Here is a 26092-nt window from a genome sequence, read left to right on the forward strand (position 1 = left end):
ACCCAAAATTCCATCCTGAAATCCAACCCTCGACAATATTTTTAGTAACTAACTGGATAAAACTCTTTATTTTCAAAGCATTGCGGCCTTTTTAATCAAACGTTTGATTAATAAAGGAAAAGCTAGAATCTGGTCGATGATTGTAATATTTTAATATAGGAATCGCCATAAATAGAAAGTGGCATATGCTTCCCAACCGCTCCAATTGCCGGACAGCTTTAAGATTTCTTCTTTCGTCGGTTTCTTCTCTAATCCCAAAACATGCTTAATCGCATTGTGAAGACCGACATCATCAATCGGAAAAGCGGTTGGAAATCGCAAGCAGCGCATCAAAACATAATTGGCCGTCCATGGGCCAATCCCGCGGATTTTGACTAACATTTTTTCAGCAGACTTAAAATCGGCAGTATCTAGTAGCAGCTGTTTTGTCAGTTTACCTTCCACCATTAATTGCGCAACACTGATGAGATATTCACCCTTTTTCACGGTCATCCGTAAAGAGGTAAGATCCTCAACCTTTAGTGAGGCAATATCTTCGGGCGTGGGGAAGATCCAGTAAGTCTCACCTTCAAAGTCGATCCTCCGTCCAAAGCTTTCAACAAGCCGTCGTTTCAACGTGTAGGCAAACGCAAGATTGATCTGCTGGCCGATAATTCCCCAGCTCATAGCCTCGAAAAGATCGGGAATACCCATAAGCCGCAGGCCATAGAACGACTCGACTGCCCTTTTTAACAAGGCATCCGATTGGGCAGCTTCATAGAACGGAACCAAATCCTTGTCTAAATCAAACCATTCTCTGACATAGCCAGCAACAGCTTCTCGGACACTTTCACAAGGAGAATCTCCTAAAAAACGGATGATCAATTGCTCCGTGCCGGCACTAATTTCAATGATCGCCGTTTCCTCCCCAATCGGTATCGCTTTGTATAAATGATTATCTTTAATATGAAACAAGCATTCATTTGCGGCCCGTGATAAGTATTTGAGATTTTCAGCAAAATTAAATTCTTTTGGAACAAACAATGTCAGCTCTTTTTCCATCGTAAACACCTCATGTACAGTTTTATCATAAATTCATTTCGATATCTTGCTATTACATTGGCAAAAAGGTAAATTTGGCTTTCATAGAAGGTATACTGTTGTTAGAGGTGAGGAAAGTGAATGAAAGGAACAGGGCTGCAAAGCTGACAGAAGAGATTTGGCAAGCGATTATCCTTAATGACGAGAAGTATAATGATCAATTCATTTATGCCGTAAAAAGCACGGGCATCTTTTGCCGGCCATCCTGCAAATCGAGAGTACCGAAAAAGGAAAATGTCGTTATTTTTCAAAAAGCAGAGGAAGCGCTCGCTTCACATTTTCGTCCATGTAAACGATGCAAACCAACAGGTGAGCGGCTGCCGGATGAAACATGGGTCGCGCAAATTACTAGCTGCATTGAGGCGAATTATCGTGAAAAATTAACACTGGAATCGTTGGCTGATTTGTGCCATGGCAGCCCCTATCATTTGCAACGTACGTTTAAGAGAATTAAAGGGATGACTCCTGTTGAATATATCCAGCAAACGAGAATCAATAAAGCAAAAGAGTTCTTAATCCAAACGAATGCGGCAATGGTAGATATAGCAATATCAGTCGGTATGTCCAATACCTCCTATTTTGTCACCTTATTTAAGAAAAAAACAGGTTATACGCCTACGGAATACCGGGAATTAATGAAAAAGGGAGCTGGGGAAAATGATTTATTGGACTTTAATGGTTTATGAAGGGTGGAAATTATATCTTGCAGCTACGGAAAAAGGGCTTTGTTTTGTAGGGTCACAGAATGGTCCCTTTGAGGAATTATCTAATTGGACAAAGAAATATGTACCCGGCTGTCCATTAGTCCGGGACGATGAAAAATTAAAGCCCTATGCGGCAGAACTAATTGAGTATTTTCAAGGGAAGCGAAAGAGCTTTACCGTACCCTTTGATTATTCAGGTACTCCGTTTCAAAGGGAGGTATGGAAGGCGCTTTGTGAGATTCCTTATGGAGAAACAAAATCATACTCAGATATTGCGAATAGTATCCAAAAACCGGCAGCTGTCCGGGCAGTTGGGGCGGCAATTGGAGCCAATCCAGTCCTCATTTCGATACCGTGTCATCGGGTGATTGGCAAGAGTGGAAAATTGACTGGTTATCGCGGTGGATTGGAGATGAAAACTCAATTACTAAAACTGGAGGGAGCCTCATGTCTAAAAGCTTGATCAACCGGATGGCTGAATTGGATTGGACTTCTCTACAGCAGCAACTGGATGAACAGGGGTTTGCTCCTCTTCCTGTTTTATTGGATGAAGATGAATGTCAGGAGATCATTGATACGTACGATAAGGAAAGGTTTTTTCGAAGCACGATTAATATGGGGCGATATCGGTTTGGAATGGGTGAGTACAAGTATTACCAGTCGCCATTACCTTATCTGCTGCAGCAGCTTCGGGAAGGATTTTATCCGGAACTGGCAAAAACGGCAAATCGCTGGCAGGAATGGCTAGGAAGACAAGCTGACTATCCTCCTTCCTTGGTGGAGTTTCTTGAACAATGTCATGAGCGTGGACAGGAGCGTACTACACCATTGATTTTGAAATATGAGGAAGGAGGATATAACTGTCTCCATCAGGATTTGTACGGCGACGTGTTTTTTCCGTTTCAAGTGGTATTTGCCTTAAATCAAAAGGAAGTGGATTATACTGGCGGGGAATTCCTATTAGTTGAGCAGCGCCCGCGGGCGCAAAGCAGGGGACATGCACTAACGATGGAACGGGGGGCTGGGCTGATTTTTCCAACGAATAACCGGCCTGTATTAGGTACCCGTGGATATTATCGAACAACGCTCCGGCATGGCGTCAGCACGATTACCTCCGGGACAAGATATACACTTGGGATGATCTTTCATGATGCGAAGTAAAGGAACGGAATTTTTTTACAAGATTCCTAAAACACTGTTAAATAAAGGTACAGGTTATCTTTGTGGGTACACCCATTCCTTGAACCCCTATACGGGCTGTTCCTTTGGCTGTACCTATTGCTATGTCCGGCAAATGCCCGTATCACTGTTCCGTAAGGGCGAATGGGGGACGTGGGTTGACGTCAAACAAGAGGCAGCCTCTTTGTTGCGTAAGGAGCTTCGAAGGGCCAAATCAAAAGGACCCGTCACCATTTTCATGTCATCTAGTACCGACCCATATCAGCCTGCCGAATATAAGGAGAAAGTGACAAGGTCAATGCTAGAGGTCATGGTAGAAGAACCGCCGGATTTCTTATTGGTCCAGACCAGGAGCCCGCTTGTTCGACGGGATCTTGATTTATTGTTTCAATTAAAGGACAGGGTGCGGGTAAGCATGACCGTCGAAACCGATTTAGAAGCGGTAAGAAGACAGTTTACTCCAAATGCACCGCCCATTCCTGCTCGATTAAAGACACTTCAGTTATTAGCGGAGGCAGGAGTGCCGACACAGGCCGCCATTGCTCCGGTTTTGCCAAGCAGTGCAGCGTTTCCTGAAAAACTAAGATCATTGGTCAACCGTATTTGTGTGGATGATTATTTTATGGGTGACGGCAGCGGCGGCAAACGGACAAAGAAATTGGGGGTTCAATCCATATATGAGACTCTTGGGTTGGAAGAATGGTATGAGCCTTCAGCCTACCGGATTGTCTATGACCGACTTAAACAGTTTTTTTCGGAAGACGAACTTTTTATAAGTCAGCAGGGGTTCTCTCCTTAACCAGACATTTCGACATTGTTTTTTCAGAGTTTTAAGAAGAACCTCTTTATTTATATGGAATTATACCGTTTTTAATCAAACGTTTGATTAAAAAGGATTTTGGTCGAAGAATGATGAAAAGGCGGAAGTATATGAAGGAACACATTCTGGATGTATTGAAGAGAATCGAATCGGAATACGATATCAAAGTCCTTTATGCCTGTGAATCGGGAAGCCGGGCCTGGGGGTTTCCGTCCAAGGACAGCGATTATGATGTAAGGTTCTTGTATATTCATAAGAAAAATTGGTATCTATCAATCGATGAGAAACGGGATGTGATCGAACTTCCCGGCAAAGATTCCATTTCTATGCCTATGGATCCGTTATTAGACATGAGCGGTTGGGAAATTACGAAGGCACTAAGATTAATGAGAAAATCGAATCCTTCTCTTTTAGAATGGATTCACTCCAGCATTGTTTATTACAGGACCTTCTCGACGATTGATAAATTGAGGGCTTTAGAGGAGCAGATTTTTTCGCCCAGTACTTGTTTGAATCATTATTTGAAAATGGCAAAAGGTAATTTTCGAGATTATCTCCGAAGCACGGAGGTAACCGTCAAAAAGTATCTTAAATTCCTTCGTCCCATTCTTGCCGCAAAGTGGATTGAAAATTATAATACGTTTCCTCCAATCGAGTTTAGCGCTTTAGTAGAAAGCATCGTCCCTTTCGGCGAATTAAAAGAGGTCATGGAGACTTTATTTTTACGAAAAAAAGCCGGTGAGGAGCTAAACCTTGAGCCAAGAATAGAGATCATCAATCAATATCTTCATCGTGAAATTGAACAATTGGAATGTTTTATAAACAGGATTAACATAAATATTCCCGATCCAACTGAGCAGCTTAACGAGCTTTTTAGAGAAACACTAAAAGAGGCATGGATGGAATGATCCTGCCTCTTTTGATTTATTATTTTTTGCTTGAAAAATAATTGAGTAATCCTTGGGTTACTCCTTGAGCTACCTCATCAAGGTAGGCAGGGCTTTCAACAACCGAATCATCTTGTTTATTAGATAGGAAACCCAGTTCAAGCAATGTACTTGGCTGTGAATTATTCCGTAAAACACACAAGTTATCATACCTTGTTCCAATGTTATTTAATCCCGTCGTTTGAATGATTCCATTTAATAGATCAGAAGCCAATAAGTTATCTTTTGATTTTTGATAATAAAAATCTGTCAATCCACTGACCGATGGGTTATCTGACCAATTGTAATGAAAACTGATAAAAGCATCCGCATGGTTCTGGTTGGAGATTTCTGCTCGTTGCTGTAAAGGAATAAAGGTATCATCAGTCCTTGTCATAATGACAGTGGCTCCTGCACTAGTAAGCTTTTGTTCAACCGCTTTAGCTGTTGCTAAGGTCAATTCTTTTTCATGTGTTCCAACAATGCTGGTTGTCCCGTTATCCATTCCTCCATGACCTGGGTCAAGCACAATGGTTTTCCCTTTAAGGGACCCCTGAATATTTTGCATTGGATCTGTTTCTATTGATTGAGCAGTTATGACATGTGAAGTAAACAGTGAATCCGAAGATGGGGGCAAAGCCTTTTTCTCTGTCATTTTGCCGGTCGTTGTCTTTGGTATCGAGGTCTTAGGAGCAAGTCTTTGATGTTTGTTTTTAGTGATATAATATTCGCAAACCCAGCCTGTAACTCCAGAAGAAGTCGTAATTTTGGCCCATCCAGCTTGTTCTTCTTGGATGGTTATTTTTGTTCCCCATTTTAATTTAGCTGTTACATGGCTGGATACGCTTGGATTATCTCGAACATTTAAAAAGAGTACTCCAACGGCTGCATCTATTTTTTCAGTTGGAACTTGAGTGGTCATGTAAGCATCATACACCCATCCCGTTTGGTTGCTTAATAGTCTTATTTGATCCCAGCCATTTTTGGTTTGTATGATTTCAAAGGTATCACCTTGATGAACGAGGCCAACAATCTTACTATCTATTTTTGCATCCTCGCGAACATTAAGATTGGCTGCCGTTACCGTTGCCTGAGATGCATTCGTTTTTGCTAAAGCCGGTAAGGGTAGCGCCATCACGCTAAGAATGGTAAGTGCTTTTATAAGGCTTATCTTATTTATTTTGGTTGTTAGCATTTTAGTAACCTCCATCTTTTTTAAACTGTAAAACTAGTATGGACAGATTTCTACCAAAATATAATCTATCTAACCCTAAATTCTGGAGATTTTAAAAAAAAGAAAATCGTTTAGTCTCAATTAAAAATGGTAACATTTAGAGTGGAATGGTTTGTTCACTAAAGCGAGGGGAAAAAATGATTTATATTGCGTTATTACGTGGGATTAACGTTGGCGGGCATAAGAAGATTAAAATGGCTGATTTGAAAAAGCTATTGGAATCAATGGGATTAGAGAAAGTAAAAACGTATATTCAAAGTGGTAATGTTTTGTTTGAATCCGAAGATGAAAAGAAAGAACTTGGCCGAAAAATGGAGGATAGGATCAAAAATGAATTTGGTTTTTCATCGACAGTAGTTCTAAGAACAGCTTCAGAATTCGAACAGATCATCAAAAATTGCCCATTTCAGACGGAAATCTTATTGAAAGGAGAAAGTATCCAGGTAGCATTTTTGGCAGGGAAACCTACAGAGGCAGGGGTCAACTTTCTGCAAAACTATAATGGTACCCCGGATGAATTTCAAATTAATGGAACTGATATCTATCTATATCTCCATCAAAGCATTCTGGATTCGAAGCTTGCAAAACAGCTCCCAAAACTTGGGGTTGAAGCGACGGTGCGTAATTGGAAGACAGTTATCAAATTACACTCTATGATAAATGAAATGGAAAATAAGTAACTAAAGAAGGGATGTACAGATATGGACCTAAATTCATGGTTTCAAAAAGGAATGACAGCAGACGAGTACATAAACTCAATGACACGGAATAAGGATGAGATGCTTACCATCTATGAAGGTTACAAGTTAACTGATGAAGACCATTGCAAACTGGAACCTTTAAGAAAAAAGGAATTGCGGGTAATTGCTTTAACAGAGGATTGGTGCGGGGACGCAATGCTGAACAATCCGATTTTGCTTCGGATTGCAGAAGTAGCTGGAATCGATGTGCGTTTCGTGCTTCGTGATCAGAATCTCGAACTAATGGATCAATACTTAACAAACGGAACATCCAGATCCATTCCGATCTATATTTTTATCAATCAAGAAGGGAAGGAAATCGGTGTTTGGGGACCAAGGGCGCTTAAAATACAGGATATGGTAGAAAAAGGTCTTGCGCTTCTGCCTGATCAAGATTCGCCGGATTTCCAGGAGAAGAGAATGGAAATGCTAAAACTGCTAACGACATCCTATCAAACCGTTTCCTCAATATGGCAAACAGTTGCGAGCAGCATCATAGCCACTCTAATATAAAAGGGGCTGACCTTTTGCTTTTATTACTTAAAATTTTGGCTGTGTTAAAGGCGAATGGTTAATTTTTACACCTGTTGATTGGAGCGGAGGGCGCTCGACTCCTGCGGGACGAAGAGGTCACGGGAGACCCCGCAGGCGCCTAAAGCGCCGAGGAGGCTCTCGGACCTCCCCGCGGAAAGCGAGCGCCCGCAGCGTAAATCAACAACCAAGTTTAGCAGAGCCTAAAGTTTAAAACCCGAACCCTTTGGAGGAATGCGGTCCTTTTTAATAGTTTTATCATTGATTTTCGGCTCAATGCCAAGGATAAAATTGCGGATATTCGACCGATGCAGGTAGATTAAAAGGATAGAAAATAGGAATATAACAATTTCAGATTCTAGTTCTGGTGAAAGGTAAGAATAAACGAGCAGGCTAAGGCCAACAGAAATCGAACCAACAAATACATACTTAGTTAAAAAGATGAGCAAAAAGAATGTGATAAACGCAATAAGGAACAACGAGAAATTGACCACCATTAATGCTCCTGCTGTTGTCGCAATAGCTTTACCGCCTCTAAACCCTGCAAAGATGGGAAAGCAATGCCCGATTACCGCAGCAAAACCAAAATAAAGAGGTTCGATATTGAGATGAAAGTAAATCGGCAGATACGCTGCTGCTGCGCCCTTGCCAATATCGATAAGCAGCACGAAAATGGCCGACTTTTTCCCGAGTACGCGCAGTGTATTGGTCGCACCGGGATTTTTGCTGCCAAGCTCGCGAATATCAACGCCGAAGACCAGCTTGCCCACCAATAAGGCAGTTGGAGTACTTCCTAATATGTAAGAAGCAATAAGTAATAACCAGAGCATACGAATCCTTCCTTTGCCTATGAATTTAGTAGCAACATCACAAGAGTAAATGGTATTATTTAGTTGAAAACACAATTTTTTGCATGTCAAAGGAGCACATCTATGAAACCAATTGATTTTGGTCAAGTTGCTAAAAGCTATGCTCGTTCAAGAGAGGATATTCCCGTAAATTTAATGGACAGCCTGTTGATCCGCGGGATTTCTTTTCAAGGAAAAATGGTTGCGGATATTGGATCAGGAACAGGTTCATTAACGAGAAAAATGGCATTGAGAAAAGCCAATGTCCTAGGAATCGAGCCCTCACTGGAATTGCGAGAGCAAGCAGATGCATGGAATCGGGCGAAAAACTATTCGATCCCTTATTTACAAGGAACGGCAGAGAATACAGGTTTGCAAGATTCCCATTTTGATATAGTAACAGTGATGAGGGCTTGGCATTGGTTCGACCGTCAGAGAGCTTTAAAAGAAATAAAAAGAATATTAAAGGCAAAAGGAATTTTCCTTGTGATTGATTCCGGTTTCCTTCCAGGATCGTCCGCTGTGGAAAAGACGTTTGAAGTGCTGACAAAGTACGTTGAAGGCGGGTTAAAGCCAGCCGGCTCCATACAAATGTCTAAGCAGCAAATAAACAGTTTCCCTGTAGAATGGTTCGAAGAGTGGAAACAAAGTGGATTTGAGGTAAGAGATTTTTATAAATTAAATTATTCGGTTCCTTTTACAAAGGAAGAATGGGTGGACCGCGCCGCGTCTCTCTCATGGCTTGCGGGATTGGATGAGAAGATAAGGGAGGAAGCCCTTGAGGAACTAGCGAACTCCTTACCGAATGAAGAGCCTTATATAATTCCGCATGATTGTAATGTTTGTGTATTGAGGATGCTGAATGATTAGAACTTTGGATGAATGATTTTGTAGACGTGCGGCTAAATGACAAGGCACGTCTTTTTGTCTCTATTATGCGAAATTTTACCAAAAATAAAAACCGGTGATTTAGGGAAAAATTACTATTTAGGGCCTTTTGATTGTAAGCTTTGGTGGTAATTGGTAGAATATTGAAGAGAAAGCCGCTTGTTGATTTCAGAAAATAGGATGATGATTGAATGAAGAAAGCGAGACTGATTTATAATCCTACATCAGGCAGGGAAATTTTGAAGCGAAATCTTCCGGAAATCCTAGAAAAATTGGAGCTGGCCGGTTATGAAGCGTCCTGCCATGCTACAACGGGTGCTGGTGACGCAACAAAAGCTGCAAGGATTGCGGTTGAACGCCAATACGACATTGTCATTGCTGCGGGTGGTGACGGTACGATTCATGAGGTCGTCAACGGTCTCGCAGACCAGGATTATCGCCCGAAATTAGGGATTATTCCAGCCGGAACAACGAATGACTTTGCCCGTGCCGTGCAAATCCCGAGAGATATCGGAGCGGCCATGGATATTATTACGAAAGGCGACACGATTCCTGTAGACATCGGACGCATCAATGATAAGTACTTTATCAATATCGCCGGCGGCGGCAGAATTACCGAGCTTACATACGAAGTTCCAAGCAAATTAAAAACGATGCTCGGTCAGCTTGCCTATTATTTAAAAGGGATGGAAATGCTCCCATCGATCAAAGCCTCAGACCTTCGCATCGAATACGACGGGAAGCTTTTCGAAGGGGAGGCCATGCTGTTTCTTGTCGGTCTAACCAATTCGATCGGCGGATTTGAAAAGCTTGCGCCTGATTCCTCCATTAACGATGGTTTATTTTCTTTGTTAATTTTGAAGAAAATCAACCTTGCTGAGTTCATCCGCATCTCGACCTTGGCGATTCGCGGCGAGCATGTGAACGATCCCAATGTTATTTACACAAAAGCCAATCGAATAAAGGTTTTTTCCAATGAAAAGGTTCAGCTGAATTTAGATGGGGAATTTGGCGGCCTGCTGCCAGCTGAGTTTGAAAATCTATACCGGCACTTGGAGGTTTTTGTGCCAATCGATAAAATTCGTCCCCTGGATAGGCCAACCGATTGGGTACCGGGAAAACGATATAGCTAAGAAAAGTTCGTTCCAAACAGGGGCGGGCTTTTTTTACGGAAAAAATAATGGATGGAGGCGGGGAGTGTCCGTAATAAGGGGCTTTATGGACAAAACCAATCGGAAAAAAGAGCAAAGCGACCGTAACCTATGTATAATGAAATATATACAGTAGTCATGACGGGAATTTTTAAAGGAGGGGATGTCCATGAGAGCGTTAATCAACATCGATTATACAAACGATTTTGTGGCTGATAATGGTGCATTAACTTGCGGGAAGCCCGGTCAGGCCATTGAGGGGGACATTGTTCAGTTAACGGAGAAATTTATCAAGAATGGCGACTTAGTTGTCTTTGCGATTGATGTTCATGATAAAGGCGACGAATACCATCCAGAAACAAAATTGTTCCCACCGCATAATTTACGCGGGACATCCGGGAGGAATTTATATGGAAAATTAATGGATGTTTATGAAGCGAATCGCGAGCATAGCAATGTAATCTACCTGGATAAAACAAGATATTCTGCGTTTGCCGGGACCGATTTAGAAATCAAGCTGCGCGAAAGGGACATAAAGGAATTACATCTTGTGGGTGTTTGCACCGATATTTGCGTTCTTCATACAGCGGTGGATGCCTATAATAAAGGCTTTAAGATTGTAGTTTATAAGGAGGCAGTTGCCTCATTTAATGAAAAAGGCCACGAGTGGGCATTAGGACATTTTGAACAATCCCTTGGGGCTATGGTTAAATAGACGGTAAAATGGTAGAATGGATGAAAATGGTGAAAAAGCTGTCACTGTACTTCGGAGGTCTATGATGAAACACATTTATCATGATGATAGTTTGACTTTGCATACGGATCTTTATCAAATTAATATGACAGAGACGTATTGGAGAGACGGAATACATAATAAACGAGCGGTCTTTGAGCTGTTTTTCCGCAAGCTTCCGTTCGGGAACGGTTATGCTGTTTTTGCAGGTTTGGAAAAGGTGATTCAGTTTATCCAAGGATTCCGTTTTAGTGAAGAGGACCTGGAATATTTGAAAAATGAAGTCGGCTACAAGGATGATTTTTTAGGTTATCTAAAAGATTTGCGTTTTACGGGAACGATTCGATCCATGAAAGAAGGCGAGCTCGTTTTTGGAAATGAACCTATCATTCGTGTGGAAGCCCCTTTAGCAGAAGCACAATTAATTGAAACTGCTTTGCTCAACATTGTGAATTATCAAACATTGATAGCCACGAAGGCGTCCCGGATCAAACAGGTGGTAGGCGATGAAATCGCGATGGAATTTGGGACAAGACGGGCACAGGAAATGGATGCAGCCCTCTGGGGAACAAGAGCAGCTTATTTGGCTGGCTTTGAAGCTACAAGTAATGTTCGGGCCGGTAAAATGTTTGGGATTCCTGTTTCGGGTACCCATGCCCATTCCATGGTACAAGCCTATAGGGATGAATATACAGCCTTTCATAAATACGCCGAATCACATAAAGATTGTGTCTTTTTAGTGGATACTTATGATACGCTCCGCCTCGGTGTACCCAATGCTATTAAAGTAGCAAAGGAATTGGGAGATACTATTAATTTTATTGGAATTCGTCTTGATAGCGGTGACCTCGCCTACCTATCAAAAGAGGCACGAAAAATGCTCGATGAGGCTGGTTTTGAAAAGGCTAAGATTGTCGCTTCAAGTGACTTGGATGAATATACCATTATGAATTTAAAGGCTCAAGGGGCTAAAATCGATAGCTGGGGAATCGGGACAAAGCTGATTACAGCATACGATCAGGCGGCTCTTGGTGCTGTTTACAAAATTGTTTCGATTGAGAATGAGCAGGGAGAAATGGAGGATACGATTAAGATTTCTTCGAACCCTGAAAAAGTGACAACCCCCGGGCTTAAAAAGATTTACCGGGTTATTAATAATACGAACAACCATGCCGAAGGGGATTACATCGCGATGGACGATGAAAAGCTTCCGGAAAAACGGTTGAGAATGTTTCACCCAACCCATACCTACATGAATAAAGTGGTGACAAATTTTACGGCAAAAGACCTTCATGAAGTAATTTTTGAAAATGGGGAGTTTGTTTACGATATTCCCTGCCTTGAGGAATCTCGTGAATATTTGAAGCAAAATCTTGATTCGTTATGGGATGAATATAAACGAATTATGAATCCTGAGGATTATCCAGTCGACCTAAGCCAAAAGTGCTGGGATAACAAGATGGAAAATATTGAAGAAGTGAAAGAGAAAGTAGCTGAAATGAAAGAATAAACTGAAGGCGTCCTTTTGGGGCGTCTTTTATTTGCTAATAAGAAAGTATAAACTATCTTTTACACTTTCTTATCGCGCATAAGTGCAACTACGCCTCTGTCTTCGCCTAACGGCTCGCCAATCGGCGAGTTTTCTTTATGGCAAATTTCGTAATCCACCTGATATTATGTTACAATTTTGCTAGTCAAAATGGAGAAAAGGAAGAAATCGATGAGCAGAACTTTACCAGTGAATAAGAATGATTATATAGAGGTAGTTTTTGAAGATTTAACCCATGATGGGGCGGGTGTCGCAAAAGTGGATGGGTACCCGCTGTTCGTTCCGAACGGACTGCCTGGAGAAAAAGCAAAAGTGAAAGTCATAAAGGTTGGTAAAGGCTACGGCTTCGGACGTTTGATTGAACTATATGAAAGAAGCCCCTATCGTGTGGATATTGAGGGCAGGGACACCCACAAATATGGCGGCTGCCAGTTGGAGCATATCAGCTATGAAGGCCAGCTGAAGTTTAAGGAAAATCAGGTCCGTCAGGTTCTCGCCCGGATTGGGAAGCTTGAGGATGTGGTGGTTCATCCGATTTTAGGGATGGATAATCCATGGCATTATCGGAACAAAGCACAGGTGCCTGTTGGAGAAAAAGACGGAAAGCTTATTGCCGGTTTTTTTAAACCGCGGAGCCATGAAATTGTTGATACGAATGAGAGTTTAATCCAGCTGCCGGAAATCAATGAAGCGGTACAGGCAGTAAAAGAAATTTGCAGCGAGCTTGGGATTCCTGCTTATCAAGAAGAGACACATAAGGGAGTTCTGCGCCATATTATGGCCCGGTATGGGGAGCAGACGGGTGAGCTTATGATTGTCTTGATCACGAGAACAGCCGATATCCCGCAGCGGCAGAAGCTGGTGGAGCAAATTGTGACGCGTCTGCCGAAGGTGAAATCGGTCGTACATAATGTCAATTCAAAGCGGACCAATGTCATCTTGGGCGAAAAAACAACAGTGCTCTGGGGAAATGAAGTCATCTATGATTTTATTGGAGATGTAAAGTTTGCCATTTCAGCATTGTCTTTTTATCAAGTAAACCCTGTTCAGACAAAGGTTCTGTATGATAAAGCACTAGAGTATGCGAATTTGACCGGCGAGGAAAGTGTGATTGATGCTTATTGCGGCATCGGGACGATCTCTTTATTTTTAGCCAAAAAAGCGAGGAAAGTGTTCGGTGTTGAAATTGTTCCGGAAGCGATTGAGGATGCGCGGCGGAACGCTGAGTTAAACGGAATTAACAATGCCGAGTTTGCTGCAGGGGAAGCGGAAGTTGTGATTCCCCAATGGTATAAAGAAGGCAATACGGCCGATGTATTGGTCGTCGACCCGCCGCGAAAAGGCTGTGATGAAGCATTATTGCAAACCATCATCAAAATGAAGCCGCAAAAGGTCGTATATGTATCCTGCAACCCGGCGACCTTGGCGAGGGATTTACGGATCTTGGAGGATGGCGGCTATCATACAGTAGAAGTTCAGCCGGTGGATATGTTCCCGATGACGACGCATGTAGAGTGCTGTGCGTTGCTTAAATTACATTGAATTATGGCAGATGGTAGAGAGAATCAATAGAAGATTCTCACTACCATCTGCTTTTTTTAATTAACTTATAGAATTTTTAAAATAGTTATTGATTTCTGAAAACTTTTTCACTATAATTACTTTAAATTCCTTATTTAGATATTAAAATGTGATTTTGATAATGTAAAAGGTTACCATTACTTGGTTTTGATACTCGCTTTGGGAATCAAACTAAAAATTAGAGACGAAAAGAGGTAATTAATTGAATTATAATCTGGATGAATGGGACAAGGGCATTATTAAATGCCTTTCTAAGGATGGAAGAGTTTCATTTACGGAAATTGCTTCAACCTTAAATGTTACTGAAAAAACAATTAGGCTGCGTTATAAAAACCTTGTAGACAATGGGATTATTAGCGTTGTCGGAGTTGTAAATCCTGTTTCAATCGGTATAAAGGCCGGGTCCATCCTCCAATTAAAGGTAATTCCTCAAGGGATGGATCAAGCAATTGAGGCATTAAAATCCTTTCGCGAGATTCGTTTTATCACAATGACTTCGGGGCCATATCCCCTTCTGGCTCAAATTGCGGTTCCCGGGCATGATGATATGACTGAACTTATTCATAAAATTAATAAACTTCCATTTATCACTGAAATTAACACGATTATTCAACATGAAGTTTACAAATCCTCATATGACTACTTTTAGGGGGTAGTCAATAAATAACGATTACGAAAGGTTGTTTGCCCTATGTATTTAAATTATCCATATGCTTCACAAAGAATGGCTACTATTTCAAGAAAAGGGATGGTAGCAACGGGGCAGCCGCTTGCAGCTCAAGCAGGTCTCGATATTTTAAAGAAAGGTGGAAATGCGATCGACGCAGCCATTGCAACTGCCGCCTGCTTAACCGTTGTCGAGCCAACCGCCAATGGTATTGGCGGAGATGCCTTTGCTCTAGTGTGGACAAAAGGAGAACTTCACGGTTTAAATGCCAGCGGTCCCTCTCCAAAAGGAATATCCATTGAAGCAGTCAAAGAAAGAGGCTTCGAGGAAATGCCAAAGCATGGACTGATTCCAGTAACCGTTCCCGGCGTGCCTTCCGCATGGGCCGCTTTGTCAAAACGGTTCGGCAAGCTGCCGCTTTCGGAAGTGTTGAAGCCGGCGATTGAATATGCCGAAAACGGTTACCCGCTGTCTCCGATATTGGGAAAGTATTGGAAATACGCCTATAAGGTCTTTAAAAAGAGATTTTCCGGTGATGAATATCAAGGTTGGTTTGATACCTTTGCTCCTGAAGGACGGGCACCTGAAATCGGCGAAATGTGGAGCTCAAAAGATCATGCAAGCACGCTCCGCTCGATTGGTGAAACCAATGCGGAAAGCTTTTACCGTGGAGAATTAGCTGAAAAAATCGCCAGCTTCTCCAAACAGCATAATGGATTTTTATCTGCCGATGACTTAGCTCAGTATCAGCCAGAGTGGGTCCAGCCTATTTCCGTTAACTACCGCGGTTATGATGTTTGGGAAATTCCGCCTAACGGCCAAGGACTCGTGGCATTATTAGCCCTTAATACACTAAAAGGATTTGAATTCACTCAAAAAGAATCGGTTGAAACTTATCATAAGCAAATTGAAGCTATGAAACTGGCATTTGCGGACGGTAAAAAATATATTACGGATCCCAAAGAAATGTCCGCTTCTGTTGAAAGTCTGCTTTCTGAGGAATTTGCAGGCACCCGCCGCAGCTTAATAGGAGAGGAAGCGATTCTTCCTGAACCTGGTACACCTCCAAAAGGTGGAACGGTTTACCTGGCAACGGCTGATGAAGAAGGTAACATGGTTTCTTATATTCAAAGCAACTATATGGGATTTGGATCAGGTATCGTGGTTCCAGGGACAGGAATTGCCCTCCAAAATCGCGGCGCTGACTTCTCACTAGACCCAACACATGAAAATGCGCTCAAGCCGGGCAAAAAGACATACCACACCATTATTCCAGGCTTTTTAACAAAAGATGATCAGGCAGTCGGACCATTTGGTGTTATGGGTGGATATATGCAGCCGCAAGGACATCTACAGGTTGTCATGAATACGATTGACTTCCATTTAAATCCGCAGGCAGCACTAGACGCTCCCAGATGGCAGTGGATTGAGGACAAGAAAATCTCGGTTGAGCATAGTTTTCCACAGCATATTGCCCAGGCTCTTGCCGAAAAAGGGCATGACATCGAAGTCGCATTAGACACTGGGAGCTTTGGACGTGGACAGATCATTTGGCGTGACCCGGTAACAGGCGTTCTCATGGGTGGAACAGAACAACGAACAGATGGGGCTGTTGCTGCCTGGTAAGCTTCCAGTTAACAATGATGAGAAAATAGATTACTACTCTACTAGTATCTAATAAATTAATTAACTGCATAAACCTTTTGTTGATTTTCAGAATCTTCTGCCTGCAGCGAAAGTCAATCCTAATTTAATAGCCTGCTGTTTAGCTTTAAGAGAGTTAGTGGGCTTTTAATTTAAATTTAAAATGGAATGGGGGAGAATATTGTTTGGTTTAATTATCAGGCGTCTATTACAGCTGGTATTATTGCTCCTAGGGATTTCATTCTTAGTATTTATGAGTATGCATCTGGCCCCTGGAGATCCCGCAGCTATTATTGCTGGCCCTACCGCAACGAAAGCTGATTTGGCAGCTATAAGGGCAAATCTAGGCTTGAATGATCCTATCCTTGTTCAATATTGGAGATATCTCGTGGGAGTCCTTCACGGTAATTTAGGATATTCCTTTCAAACGAAACAATCTGTAGCGTCAGCTATTGCTATCCGTTTTCCGAATACTCTGAGTTTAGCGATTGCTAGTATGATTATCGCAGTTATTATCGGAGTCAGTGCTGGAATTATTTCAGCAATTAAACAAAATTCCTGGTTTGACTTTTCCAGTACGGTTATCTCTTTAGGAGGGATCTCCGTTCCAAGCTTTTGGCTTGGTACACTTTTAATTCTCTTGTTCGCTGTAACTCTGAAATGGCTTCCTGTTGGAGGGCTTGATGCCCCATTTGGGACCATTGATTGGCTTAAACAAATAACGCTCCCGGCCATCACATTGGGAACAGGTTCCGCAGCGATGATTGCAAGGATGAGCCGGTCAACAATGCTGGAGGTCATCCGGGCTGATTATGTTCGAACAGCGCGGGCAAAGGGTGTGAAAGAAAAAGCGGTTATCGGTATTCACGCTCTCAGGAACGCCATGATCCCTGTTATTACTGTTATTGGTTTGAATTTCGGTGCATTATTAGGCGGAACCATTATAACCGAACAGGTCTTTGCCATTAATGGTGTTGGCAGATTAATGATTAACGCAATTTCAGCAAGGGACTTTCCAATGGTTCAAGGATCCGTTCTTTTAGTCGCCACTATATTTGTAGTTGTTAACTTAGTGGTCGATATTGTCTATGCATATATTGATCCTAGAATTAGTTACAATTAATAGAAAGGAGGGGCTTTTAAGGATGTCTTTAGATACAACTAATACAGCAGGGGCTGTACAACCGGCCGTTACGATTAGACCAAAAAAGGAAAATAATTTCTTATCAATCTTAAAACGTTTGTTATCAAATCGGCTTGCTGTAATCGGTCTTATTATTGTAATCGCGCAGGCGCTGATGGCAATATTGGCACCATTGTTAACTCATTTTGATCCAACACACCAGAATCTTGCGAATGCTCTGCTTCCTGTTGGTTCCAAGGGACACTTGCTTGGAACGGATAATTACGGGCGGGATGAATGGAGCCGAATTGTTTTTGGTGCAAGGATCTCATTGGTTGTCGGGATTGTTTCCGTAGTCTTTGGTTTACTTGGCGGCATCACTTTAGGTTTACTCGCCGGTTATTATAAGAGACTTGACGGAATTATTATGAGAATAGTAGATTTAATGTTTGCTTTTCCCGGGATCCTTTTGGCCATGTTAATCATCGCCATTTTAGGGACAAGCTTAATGAATGTTATTATCGCCATTAGTATTTGGTCTGTTCCATCCTGTGCAAGAATCGTCAGGGGGAGCGTATTATCCGTAAAAAGACAAGAGTATGTACTGGCGATGAAATCCCTTGGTGCCAGTGATGCCCGCATTATTATCAAGCATATTCTGCCGAACTGTATGGCACCTATTATTGTTGACGCAACAATGAGAATGTCCACTGCGATTCTCTCAACAGCATCACTCAGTTTCTTGGGTCTGGGAGCTCAGCCGCCTACCCCGGAGTGGGGTGCCATGATCGCCGAGGGGCAAGCGTACATGTGGCAAGCCCCTCACTTGACAATTATTCCAGGTATTGCAATTATGCTGGTTGTTTTTGGATTTAATGTCTTAGGAGATGGGCTGCGTGATGCGCTTGACCCAAGCATGAAGATAAAAAACTAAAAATTAAAAATTTATAGGAGGAAAACAAAATGAATAAAAAATGGCTTCTAGGTACTTTATCCGCAATTACTGTATCGTCAATCGCTTTAGCAGGCTGCAGCAGCAGTACTAATACTTCATCAGGCGCAAGTGGAAATTCAACAGCTTCAACAAGCACTGCGCCGCAGGAACTTACCTATGCGACAACAACTGATGCAGTGGGACTTTCACCTATTCAAACCAATGATAGTTCATCTGCAAGAGTGATTGATCAGGTTTATGAAACATTATTCAAACGCAACCCTGAGACCATGGCAATTGAACCGGATCTAGCAGAATCTTATACAACCCCGGACCCTTCAACATGGGTAATCAAGCTTAGAAAGGGAGTTAAATTCCAGGATGGAACTCCGTTTAACGCTGACGCTGTAAAATATGATTTTGATAAATTCAGAGATCCAAAGACGGCGGCTCCTCGCGCCTCTCTATTAAGCCCAATTGCTTCTGTTACAGTTCAGGATCCATACACGGTTGTAATTAAAACAATAAAACCGTATGGTGCCCTATTAGCTGCATTATCCCATGATAATGCTTCCATTGTAAGCCCAACAGCAGATAAAGCAGGAAATTTGAACAAACAGCCGGTAGGTACAGGCCCATTTAAATTTGTTGAATGGGTACCAGGAGATCACATCACATTAGCAGCGAATAAAGACTATTGGCAAGGTGCTCCAAAACTGCAAAAAGTAACATTTAAAGTAGTTCCGGATGTTAATACGGAAGTATCCATGCTTCAAAATGGACAAGTTCAATTCATTGATAACATAGCATCAGAAACTCTGCCAAGGCTCCAATCGTTGAGCAATGTAAGCCTTATTGAAAAAGATGGAACACCTATGTATTACTTTGGTTTTAATATGGATAAGGCCCCAATGAATAATTTAAAATTCCGTCAGGCTGTTGCCCATGCAATAGATCGTGCCGCATATGTTAAACAACTGGATGGTCTTGGAATTCAATCCAATAGTATTATCGGTCCAAAAGTATTCGGTTATGATCCATCAGCTGAAAAAGCAGGCTACAACTACGACCCGGCTAAGGCTAAACAAATGCTTAAGGAAAGCGGCTATAACGGCGCTCCGCTAAAATTGCTGGTTGCAAACACACCTGGTTATGTAAAAATGGGGCAAATTGTTCAGGATCAGTTAAAGCAGGTTGGCATTAATGCGAAAATTTCACTGCTTGAATGGGGAACTTTCCTGGATGTCAGCAAAAAAGGCGATTTTGATATGACCTTCCTTGCTTGGACAAACAGCACTGGAGATGGTAGTGAACTTTTATATCCAAACCTGGACTCTAAAAATATTAATGCAAGCAATACAGTTCGTTACAATAATCCGGCATTTGATAAACTTGTAGAAGCTTCTCGTCAGACAGTTGATCAAAATCAACGTGCAAAACTATTGGATGAAGCTAATAAAATGGCCATTAACGATGCACCGATGATTGTTATGAACCACGCAAAAGTAACAGCTGCAATTGATAAATCAGTACAAGGCTTTGAGATCAATCCTACAGGACAATGGTCATTATATAACGTTACTAGAAAGTAGGGTTTATCATGGTAAAAAAATTATTGCAAGTAGAAAACCTCGTAACAAAATTTAAAACGGCTGATGGGAAACTTTCAGCCGTCCGCGGGGTTTCCTTTTCAGTAGACCGGAAGGAAACATTATGTATTGTCGGTGAATCAGGCTGCGGCAAAAGTATTACGTCGCTCACCATTATGGGACTTCTTCCAAGCAATGGTGAAATTTCCGAGGGCAGTATTAATTTTGAAGGAACCGAGCTGACTGGCCTAAAAAAGGAAGAGCTTAGAAAACTGCGCGGCAATAAAATGGCGATGATTTTTCAGGAACCAATGACTGCATTGAATCCTGTTTTTACAGTTGGGTATCAGCTTCGTGAACCCCTTATGATTCATAAAGGCCTATCAAAGAGTGAAGCAAACAAAGAGGGAATTGAGTTATTAAAACAGGTTGGAATCCCTTATCCTGAGAAAAGAATGAAACAATATCCCCATGAACTTAGCGGCGGGATGCGCCAAAGGGTTATGATCGCGATTGCCCTGGCCTGTAAACCTTCTCTATTAATTGCTGATGAACCAACAACGGCTTTAGACGTTACCATTCAGTCACAAATATTAGATCTCATTAACGATTTAAAAGAAGAGCTTGGCATGGGAGTCATCTTGGTTACACATGACATGGGGGTCGTTGCAGAAGTAGCAGACAGGGTTATGGTGATGTATGCCGGTGAAAAGGTCGAGGAAGCGGACGTTGAAACCATTTTTAACAACCCGCAGCATCCATATACAAGGGGATTGCTTAAATCCGTTCCAAACGTGGATGACAAAGAACATACGCTTGACCCTATTCCAGGTACATTGCCCAACATGAATGAGCAAATTAATGGCTGCCGCTTCCATCCGCGTTGTGAATTTGCAACCGACAAATGCCGCAGTCAAGAACCAAAAACTTTTGAATCAAAGAATGGCCATCTAGTAAAATGCTGGCTTCAGGAGGTGGCACACCATGACGAAGTTGCTGCAGCAAAAGCCTCTGCTCCAACTGCGTAATATAAAAAAATACTATCCTGTTAAGGGCGGTATATTACAGCGGGTCCAAGGACATGTCAAAGCAGTTGAAAACGTCTCTGTAGATGTGTACGAAGGTGAAACTCTGGGAGTGGTTGGTGAATCGGGATGTGGAAAGTCTACATTCGGAAGAACCGTTCTCGGACTTGAATCTTTGACAGAGGGCTCGATTATTTTTAAAGGCCAAGAAATTGGCGGCTTATCAGACCGGAAGCTAAAAGCGTTTAAAAAAGAAATGCAAATGATTTTTCAAGATCCGTTTGCATCATTAAATCCAAAGCAGTGCATAGGCCAAGCAATTGAAGAAGCATTTATCATTCATACAGACCTGCCACACAAAGAACGAAAAGATAAAGTCATCCAGCTTTTAAAAGAAGTCGGATTAAAACCTGAGCATTATGATCGTTATCCGCATGAATTTAGCGGCGGGCAGAGGCAGAGGATTGGAATTGCCAGAGCGATAGCATTAAACCCTTCCCTTGTCGTGTGTGATGAAGCGGTTTCGGCATTGGATGTTTCTGTTCAAGCTCAAGTCATTAAACTTTTGAAGGATATCCAAAGCAAACATAATTTAACTTATATGTTCATTTCTCATGATCTTGGTGTCGTACGCCATATCAGTGACCGGGTCCTGGTTATGTATCTTGGAAATACGGTTGAGCTTGCACCTGTGGAACAATTATTTGACAACCCTCTGCATCCATATACAAAAGCGCTTTTGTCGGCGATTCCTCGCCCTGTACCAGGTGCTAAAAGGGAAAGAATCAGGCTGCAAGGCGAAATGCCAAACCCGGCTAATCCGCCAAAGGGCTGCGCTTTCCATACGCGATGTCCGCTCGCTACAGACCGCTGTAAAGAAGTCCGCCCGGAATGGCGTGAAATTGAGAATAATCATTTTGTTGCCTGTCATGAAGTTTGATATACTTTTTATAAAACAAAATAGCATTGGAAGGCAGCTCTCCATAAGGTTAGTTGCCTTCTTTTGAGAAGGGAAAATTATGAACTCATCTAAAAAAGCTGAAAATATACTGGTCATTTTACTTACGATGACTTCAGGGTGTGCGGATGCAATCAGCTTCCTTGCACTTGGCCAAGTTTTAACAGCAGCAATGACGGGGAATACCGTTTTTCTTGGTTTGTCGATTGTACATGCAAATGGATTGAAACCATTAGGCTATGTGGTGGCGCTATCCGGGTTTATTCTGGGAGTTGCCGTTGGGGCAATCATACTAAGAAAAAAACGCAACGTAACAGGACTAAATCCTACAGTAACTTTGGCTATGAGTGTTGAGTTAGCTGCATTTGTCTTATTTGGTATCCTTGTTTCATATGCAAATTTCTCCGGACAACTATTGCTAGTCATTCTTCTTTCTTTCGCTATGGGTTTACAAGGTGTTACAGCAAGAAGAATTGGCGTAAATGGTGTCCCGACAACTGTTATCACCAGTACGACCACCGGCCTTATCGAATCTATAGTTTGGAATATATATACACGTACTGTAAAAACGGTAAACAAGAACTTGAAGAGCCCATCTGTCCCATCTAGCTCAATTTTTATTTGGGTGGCTGATATTGTTATTTATGGAGTAGGAGCTGCAATCTGTGGTGCAATCGAATTAAAATGGCATTTACAGGCAATATGGTTCCCTGCTGCCATTATTTTTGTAATGGTCGTTTCAGCAGGTTATTTTCAGTTTCAAGCCCAGCAAAAAAATAGATTAAAATCTGAAAATACAATGAGCGGGTGAACAAAGCTGCATCCATTTTTAAAGAAGGCAACAACCCCACGGGTTTGTTGCCTTTTACATTTCTTGCAACGAATTTGAAGCACTAAATCATCGATTCGTCTACAATTATATGAGTTTGTTGATTCGAAAAAAACACCACAGCTTCATTTGAAATTGTGCTAACATGGCAATACTAGATTTAGAGAATGGAGAGGATAGTCTGGTGAAAATAAATCAATTAATTGCCAACAATATTAACCGTTTAGATTGCCAATTGCCGGAAGATCAATCATTAGGAATTGCTGGTTTGTCCGGGTCTGGTAAAACCACATTTTGTCAAACGATTGGGGAAGAATCCAAGAAGCGTCTTGTTTCTTTATTGCCTAAGGCTGAATATCAATACTTGTTTCCTAATATAATGGAAACAAATTTTAGTGCCATCAAGATGGAGGAGATGCCTTTAGTCCTTTTTCTTGGAAGATCATCTATTTCTACCAATCCGCGTTCAACGATTGGCACCCATACCGGCGTTTTTAGAGAGATTCGAGAAAGACTTGCTGAAAAATTCCATCTTTCTCCAGAGGTTTTTTCCTTTAATAATGAATTAGGCTGGTGTCCGGAGTGTAAAGGGCGCGGTACAAACAAAAATGTTGAATGTAAAAAGTGTGAGGGCAGGCGTTATAGTCCGGAAGTTGAGCAAAAAAGAATAGAATTACGGGATCAACCACATAGTATTTCCGATATCAACAATTTAAGCATTGAATCAATTCTTTCCCTTGCAGAGGAATTACATATTAGCGAAGCGAAACAACATATCCTCAAAAATATCATCAATATGAATATTGGGTACTTAACTTTAAATCGGATCATGGGGACACTGTCAGGCGGGGAATTAACACGGCTTTATTTGGCAGAATTCATGGCTGCCAGCAGCAATACGGTGATTATTATTGATGAAATCTCCGTTGGTATGGATCATGAAACACTATTGAAAATATTGGAGCAGATTACACAATTAGGCTGTAAAAATCAAATTTGGCTGATTGACCATTCTGACACGGTGCTCGATTCAACGGAGGATCAAGTGTTCTTTGGGCCTGGCAGCGGGAAATACGGCGGAAAAATCGTCGAAGAATCCCCACGTCCAAAACCTGTCTTTATGGAACGAAATCAGGCAATGCCAACTGAATATTATCAATTTCTTGATCTTTACTTTCGTAATATTCAAATGGCTGAAATTCAGATTCCCAAAAATAGACTTGTTACCTTTACGGGCGAGTCTGGATGTGGCAAATCGACTCTTGTCAATGAGTGTATCGCCAAGGATTTTCTGAAGCGATATCCAAAGGATAAACTGGTCATGGTAGGGCAGGACCGAAACCAATCGATTACCAGTCGGTCAACCGTTGCGACGTTTCTTGATATTAAACAGAAACTCACAAAATATAGTGAAGAGATCGATGATATTTTTCAGCGTTCGATTGAAGATATTATTGAGGAACTGCCAAACGAAGACATCGCTCATAAACGCTTGAGTTTACTGATCAAACTTGGACTGGGTTATTTGACATTGGAAAGAAAAACACAAACCTTGTCGACAGGCGAATTTCAATGTGTTCATTTAGTTTCAGAGCTTTTTGGGGGCTCAAGAAACCCCCATACGCTGTTTATTTTTGACGAGCCTTCAAAAGGGTTGTCGCAAAATATTTTAAATCAATTCATTGATAGTGTCAGGGACATTCTTCAGGATGAATCTGTCTCCATCATGATGATTGAACATAATGCCTTTATGCTGGAAAGCTCTGATTTTATCGTTGATTTTGGTAAAAGACAGCTGGAACCTGTCAAGCAACTTAATGTTGTCAGTCATGATGATTATTTTCATCAACAGAACAGTACAAATAGTGTTGCTCCAATACATATTACTTCAACACTGGATTCAAAAAAGGGCATTAACTACTTACAAGAAAATCATATTGGCTATTTTAAAAATGCCGAAAATGTCTATAAGGGCGGCATCTTAAAAAGCTTATCGTCAATGGCCCGTCTGATTTATGGTGAATACGAATCTGATACAATCGCACCTGTGATCACTATTGATCTTGAAAGGCATTTGTATAGTCAATATAGTTTTCTCTATGAGATAGGTGGTTTGATCAACCATATTGTGGCTGTGCATCCAACCAATAAAGATACAAGAAGCTTCGATTTCTATAATCAAGAAAATCATTGTCCATACTGCTCGGGCCGCCGAGCAATTGAAAAATTTGATATAGATGTAGTCATTCAAGACAAAAGCGCACCATTCTGGGATGGCTTATTACATCCAGACGTGATGAAAGTGTTAAAAGTTTATCAATATCCAAAATTGCAATTCTTATTTGATGAGATTAAGAATGAACTTGGTCAAGATATTAGTAAAAGCTATAATGAGATGACGGAAGAAGAAAAACATACCTTTTTATACGGGTATTGGGAAAAGTCATTCTATGATAAAGCAGGCAAGACACGGAGGACATGGGATGGCTTTAATAAAATCATTGGGATGTATATGGTTATTTCGAAATCAATCATTAAAGAGAAAATGAAAGAATCAAAAGAAAAGATTACCTGTCCGGTCTGTCAAGGAACAGTGCTTAACCACCATAAAAAACTAAAATTTGGTGACACGGATATTCGCGAGATTATTCATCAACCCATTGATCAGGTCATAAAAACAGTGGGGAAGCTGCCGGAACTGGAAAAACTAAAAGCTATTGTTGGCGGCGATATTGTGCTAACAGAAGATGTTTCCATGTTGCCTAGGGAAACACAAGTCGCGCTGAAAATGTATGAACTGGAGCTAGCAAGCTTTGTTGGTTATGAAGTGGTTTTACAAAATGTTTTACCATTCTGGGACCGTATCAAAAACAATATCGAAGCAATAAGCAGCAAAAATCTGATTACCATCTGTGATTTTGCCAATATTAACGAAACGAGAGAAACTATTATTGATAAATACTTCACCAATGGAAAATACAAAAAACTAACGTATGTCTATGAAGCGTTTGGTTACAAAAAAATTGTTACCCAAATTAATAAGATTAAGGCAAGTCACCCATGTCCATTCTGTAAAGGGAAGAAAGTCATTTCAGAGGATAATCTCCATGATGGCGTGTTTAAATTATCGGTGCCATGTGTTAGTTGTTATGCAAGTGGCATCAATGATGAAGGTCGTAAGGAAATCGTCGATGGCATAGATGTGCAAACATGGCTTACCGGCAAAGTAAGGGATGTTGTGGCTGAAGATTTAAGTCTTGAGGCTGTAGCAGATATTCCAATTTTCAATCGTATTCGTGAGTTGAATAAGCGAGAAATGATGGCGGTTTATCAATATCTGGAGCAAAATAATTAAACTT

Annotated in this window: 24 protein-coding genes; 21 read left to right on the forward strand and 3 right to left on the reverse strand. The window is 41.4% G+C overall.

Annotation, left to right across the window (positions count from 1 at the left end):
- Positions 1-150: 150 nt before the first annotated feature.
- A complete protein-coding gene (locus ACZ5XR_RS00390; protein ID WP_464499772.1) occupies positions 151-1041 on the reverse strand; it encodes a DNA-3-methyladenine glycosylase family protein in 891 nt (296 codons plus the stop codon).
- 116 nt (positions 1042-1157) lie between these two features.
- On the opposite strand from ACZ5XR_RS00390, the gene ACZ5XR_RS00395 reads away from it, so the two are divergent.
- The 5 genes from ACZ5XR_RS00395 (at position 1158) to ACZ5XR_RS00415 (ending at position 4691) form a co-directional block, all read left to right on the forward strand.
- A complete protein-coding gene (locus tag ACZ5XR_RS00395; RefSeq protein WP_464499773.1) occupies positions 1158-1766 on the forward strand; it encodes a bifunctional transcriptional activator/DNA repair enzyme AdaA in 609 nt (202 codons plus the stop codon).
- Complete coding sequence (locus tag ACZ5XR_RS00400; RefSeq protein ID WP_464499774.1) at positions 1738-2247, forward strand: methylated-DNA--[protein]-cysteine S-methyltransferase; 510 nt, start codon at positions 1738-1740, stop codon at positions 2245-2247. The genes ACZ5XR_RS00395 and ACZ5XR_RS00400 overlap by 29 nt, the downstream gene beginning before the upstream one ends.
- Positions 2232-2945, forward strand: a complete 714-nt coding sequence (locus ACZ5XR_RS00405; RefSeq protein ID WP_464499775.1) for a 2OG-Fe(II) oxygenase — start codon at positions 2232-2234, stop codon at positions 2943-2945. The genes ACZ5XR_RS00400 and ACZ5XR_RS00405 overlap by 16 nt, the downstream gene beginning before the upstream one ends.
- Positions 2932-3762, forward strand: a complete 831-nt coding sequence (locus ACZ5XR_RS00410) for an SPL family radical SAM protein (RefSeq protein WP_464499776.1) — start codon at positions 2932-2934, stop codon at positions 3760-3762. Before ACZ5XR_RS00405 ends, ACZ5XR_RS00410 begins: the two co-directional genes overlap by 14 nt.
- Before the next feature lie 131 nt (positions 3763-3893).
- Positions 3894-4691, forward strand: coding sequence for a nucleotidyltransferase domain-containing protein (locus ACZ5XR_RS00415; RefSeq protein WP_464499777.1), 798 nt, complete (start codon positions 3894-3896; stop codon positions 4689-4691).
- A gap of 19 nt (positions 4692-4710) precedes the next feature.
- Here the strand turns inward: ACZ5XR_RS00415 and ACZ5XR_RS00420 are convergent, their stop codons facing one another.
- On the reverse strand, positions 4711-5904 hold the full coding sequence (locus tag ACZ5XR_RS00420; protein ID WP_464499778.1) for an N-acetylmuramoyl-L-alanine amidase: 1194 nt from the start codon (positions 5902-5904) through the stop codon (positions 4711-4713).
- 176 nt (positions 5905-6080) lie between these two features.
- Here ACZ5XR_RS00420 and ACZ5XR_RS00425 point away from each other — a divergent pair, with 176 nt between their 5' ends.
- Both ACZ5XR_RS00425 and ACZ5XR_RS00430 read left to right on the forward strand, forming a co-directional pair.
- Positions 6081-6623, forward strand: a complete 543-nt coding sequence (locus tag ACZ5XR_RS00425) for a DUF1697 domain-containing protein (RefSeq protein ID WP_464499779.1) — start codon at positions 6081-6083, stop codon at positions 6621-6623.
- Positions 6624-6644: 21 nt separating this feature from the next.
- Positions 6645-7196 carry a thioredoxin family protein gene (locus ACZ5XR_RS00430; RefSeq protein WP_464499781.1) on the forward strand — a complete coding sequence of 184 codons (552 nt, stop codon included), beginning with the start codon at positions 6645-6647 and terminating at the stop codon, positions 7194-7196.
- A gap of 221 nt (positions 7197-7417) precedes the next feature.
- Here ACZ5XR_RS00430 and plsY read toward each other — a convergent pair whose 3' ends face one another.
- The gene (gene plsY, locus ACZ5XR_RS00435; RefSeq protein ID WP_464499782.1) at positions 7418-8044 is read right to left on the reverse strand and encodes a glycerol-3-phosphate 1-O-acyltransferase PlsY; all 627 of its coding nucleotides are present in this window, start codon (positions 8042-8044) and stop codon (positions 7418-7420) included.
- 102 nt (positions 8045-8146) lie between these two features.
- Here plsY and ACZ5XR_RS00440 point away from each other — a divergent pair, with 102 nt between their 5' ends.
- The 14 genes from ACZ5XR_RS00440 to ACZ5XR_RS00505 all read left to right on the forward strand — a co-directional run bounded on the left by ACZ5XR_RS00440 (position 8147) and on the right by ACZ5XR_RS00505 (position 26088).
- Complete coding sequence (locus tag ACZ5XR_RS00440; RefSeq protein WP_464499783.1) at positions 8147-8932, forward strand: class I SAM-dependent methyltransferase; 786 nt, start codon at positions 8147-8149, stop codon at positions 8930-8932.
- A 209-nt stretch (positions 8933-9141) separates the two neighbouring features.
- A complete protein-coding gene (locus ACZ5XR_RS00445; protein ID WP_464499784.1) occupies positions 9142-10083 on the forward strand; it encodes a diacylglycerol kinase in 942 nt (313 codons plus the stop codon).
- A 187-nt stretch (positions 10084-10270) separates the two neighbouring features.
- Positions 10271-10816, forward strand: coding sequence for a cysteine hydrolase family protein (locus tag ACZ5XR_RS00450; RefSeq protein ID WP_464499785.1), 546 nt, complete (start codon positions 10271-10273; stop codon positions 10814-10816).
- Positions 10817-10880: 64 nt separating this feature from the next.
- Positions 10881-12344 (forward strand): nicotinate phosphoribosyltransferase, encoded by a 1464-nt coding sequence (locus tag ACZ5XR_RS00455; protein ID WP_464502185.1) that lies wholly within the window; start codon positions 10881-10883, stop codon positions 12342-12344.
- A gap of 210 nt (positions 12345-12554) precedes the next feature.
- Positions 12555-13925, forward strand: coding sequence for a 23S rRNA (uracil(1939)-C(5))-methyltransferase RlmD (gene rlmD, locus ACZ5XR_RS00460; protein WP_464499786.1), 1371 nt, complete (start codon positions 12555-12557; stop codon positions 13923-13925).
- Positions 13926-14166: 241 nt separating this feature from the next.
- Positions 14167-14613, forward strand: a complete 447-nt coding sequence (locus ACZ5XR_RS00465; protein ID WP_464499787.1) for an Lrp/AsnC family transcriptional regulator — start codon at positions 14167-14169, stop codon at positions 14611-14613.
- Between the two features lie 42 nt (positions 14614-14655).
- Entirely contained in the window at positions 14656-16257 is a 1602-nt protein-coding gene (locus tag ACZ5XR_RS00470) for a gamma-glutamyltransferase family protein (RefSeq protein WP_464499788.1), read from the forward strand.
- 199 nt (positions 16258-16456) lie between these two features.
- Entirely contained in the window at positions 16457-17398 is a 942-nt protein-coding gene (locus ACZ5XR_RS00475; RefSeq protein ID WP_464499789.1) for an ABC transporter permease, read from the forward strand.
- Positions 17399-17420: 22 nt separating this feature from the next.
- Complete coding sequence (locus tag ACZ5XR_RS00480; protein WP_464499790.1) at positions 17421-18332, forward strand: ABC transporter permease; 912 nt, start codon at positions 17421-17423, stop codon at positions 18330-18332.
- Positions 18333-18361: 29 nt separating this feature from the next.
- Positions 18362-19924, forward strand: a complete 1563-nt coding sequence (locus tag ACZ5XR_RS00485) for a glutathione ABC transporter substrate-binding protein (protein WP_464499791.1) — start codon at positions 18362-18364, stop codon at positions 19922-19924.
- An 8-nt stretch (positions 19925-19932) separates the two neighbouring features.
- On the forward strand, positions 19933-20949 hold the full coding sequence (locus ACZ5XR_RS00490; protein WP_464499792.1) for an ABC transporter ATP-binding protein: 1017 nt from the start codon (positions 19933-19935) through the stop codon (positions 20947-20949).
- Positions 20906-21886: an ABC transporter ATP-binding protein gene (locus tag ACZ5XR_RS00495; RefSeq protein ID WP_464499793.1), complete on the forward strand. Its 981-nt coding sequence runs from the start codon at positions 20906-20908 to the stop codon at positions 21884-21886. Before ACZ5XR_RS00490 ends, ACZ5XR_RS00495 begins: the two co-directional genes overlap by 44 nt.
- A 79-nt stretch (positions 21887-21965) precedes the next feature.
- The gene (locus tag ACZ5XR_RS00500; protein WP_464499794.1) at positions 21966-22715 is read left to right on the forward strand and encodes a YoaK family protein; all 750 of its coding nucleotides are present in this window, start codon (positions 21966-21968) and stop codon (positions 22713-22715) included.
- A 202-nt stretch (positions 22716-22917) separates the two neighbouring features.
- Positions 22918-26088: an ATP-binding cassette domain-containing protein gene (locus ACZ5XR_RS00505; protein WP_464499795.1), complete on the forward strand. Its 3171-nt coding sequence runs from the start codon at positions 22918-22920 to the stop codon at positions 26086-26088.
- The last annotated feature ends 4 nt before the right edge of the window (positions 26089-26092 follow it).

It is taken from the genome of Neobacillus sp. Fa239 (assembly GCF_055395235.1).

Excerpts from the sequence above, each read along its gene's own strand:
- ACZ5XR_RS00400 (WP_464499774.1), top strand. The coding sequence starts at position 1,738 with ATGATTTATTGGACTTTAATGGTTTATGAAGGGTGGAAATTATATCTT.
- ACZ5XR_RS00495 (WP_464499793.1), top strand. The coding sequence starts at position 20,906 with ATGACGAAGTTGCTGCAGCAAAAGCCTCTGCTCCAACTGCGTAATATA.
- ACZ5XR_RS00450 (WP_464499785.1), top strand. The coding sequence starts at position 10,271 with ATGAGAGCGTTAATCAACATCGATTATACAAACGATTTTGTGGCTGAT.
- ACZ5XR_RS00480 (WP_464499790.1), top strand. The coding sequence starts at position 17,421 with ATGTCTTTAGATACAACTAATACAGCAGGGGCTGTACAACCGGCCGTT.
- ACZ5XR_RS00430 (WP_464499781.1), top strand. The coding sequence starts at position 6,645 with ATGGACCTAAATTCATGGTTTCAAAAAGGAATGACAGCAGACGAGTAC.
- ACZ5XR_RS00390 (WP_464499772.1), bottom strand. The coding sequence starts at position 1,041 with ATGGAAAAAGAGCTGACATTGTTTGTTCCAAAAGAATTTAATTTTGCT.
- ACZ5XR_RS00445 (WP_464499784.1), top strand. The coding sequence starts at position 9,142 with ATGAAGAAAGCGAGACTGATTTATAATCCTACATCAGGCAGGGAAATT.
- ACZ5XR_RS00485 (WP_464499791.1), top strand. The coding sequence starts at position 18,362 with ATGAATAAAAAATGGCTTCTAGGTACTTTATCCGCAATTACTGTATCG.
- ACZ5XR_RS00420 (WP_464499778.1), bottom strand. The coding sequence starts at position 5,904 with ATGCTAACAACCAAAATAAATAAGATAAGCCTTATAAAAGCACTTACC.
- ACZ5XR_RS00410 (WP_464499776.1), top strand. The coding sequence starts at position 2,932 with ATGATGCGAAGTAAAGGAACGGAATTTTTTTACAAGATTCCTAAAACA.
- ACZ5XR_RS00405 (WP_464499775.1), top strand. The coding sequence starts at position 2,232 with ATGTCTAAAAGCTTGATCAACCGGATGGCTGAATTGGATTGGACTTCT.
- ACZ5XR_RS00490 (WP_464499792.1), top strand. The coding sequence starts at position 19,933 with ATGGTAAAAAAATTATTGCAAGTAGAAAACCTCGTAACAAAATTTAAA.
- ACZ5XR_RS00500 (WP_464499794.1), top strand. The coding sequence starts at position 21,966 with ATGAACTCATCTAAAAAAGCTGAAAATATACTGGTCATTTTACTTACG.
- ACZ5XR_RS00415 (WP_464499777.1), top strand. The coding sequence starts at position 3,894 with ATGAAGGAACACATTCTGGATGTATTGAAGAGAATCGAATCGGAATAC.
- ACZ5XR_RS00440 (WP_464499783.1), top strand. The coding sequence starts at position 8,147 with ATGAAACCAATTGATTTTGGTCAAGTTGCTAAAAGCTATGCTCGTTCA.
- rlmD (WP_464499786.1), top strand. The coding sequence starts at position 12,555 with ATGAGCAGAACTTTACCAGTGAATAAGAATGATTATATAGAGGTAGTT.
- ACZ5XR_RS00425 (WP_464499779.1), top strand. The coding sequence starts at position 6,081 with ATGATTTATATTGCGTTATTACGTGGGATTAACGTTGGCGGGCATAAG.
- ACZ5XR_RS00455 (WP_464502185.1), top strand. The coding sequence starts at position 10,881 with ATGAAACACATTTATCATGATGATAGTTTGACTTTGCATACGGATCTT.
- ACZ5XR_RS00470 (WP_464499788.1), top strand. The coding sequence starts at position 14,656 with ATGTATTTAAATTATCCATATGCTTCACAAAGAATGGCTACTATTTCA.
- plsY (WP_464499782.1), bottom strand. The coding sequence starts at position 8,044 with ATGCTCTGGTTATTACTTATTGCTTCTTACATATTAGGAAGTACTCCA.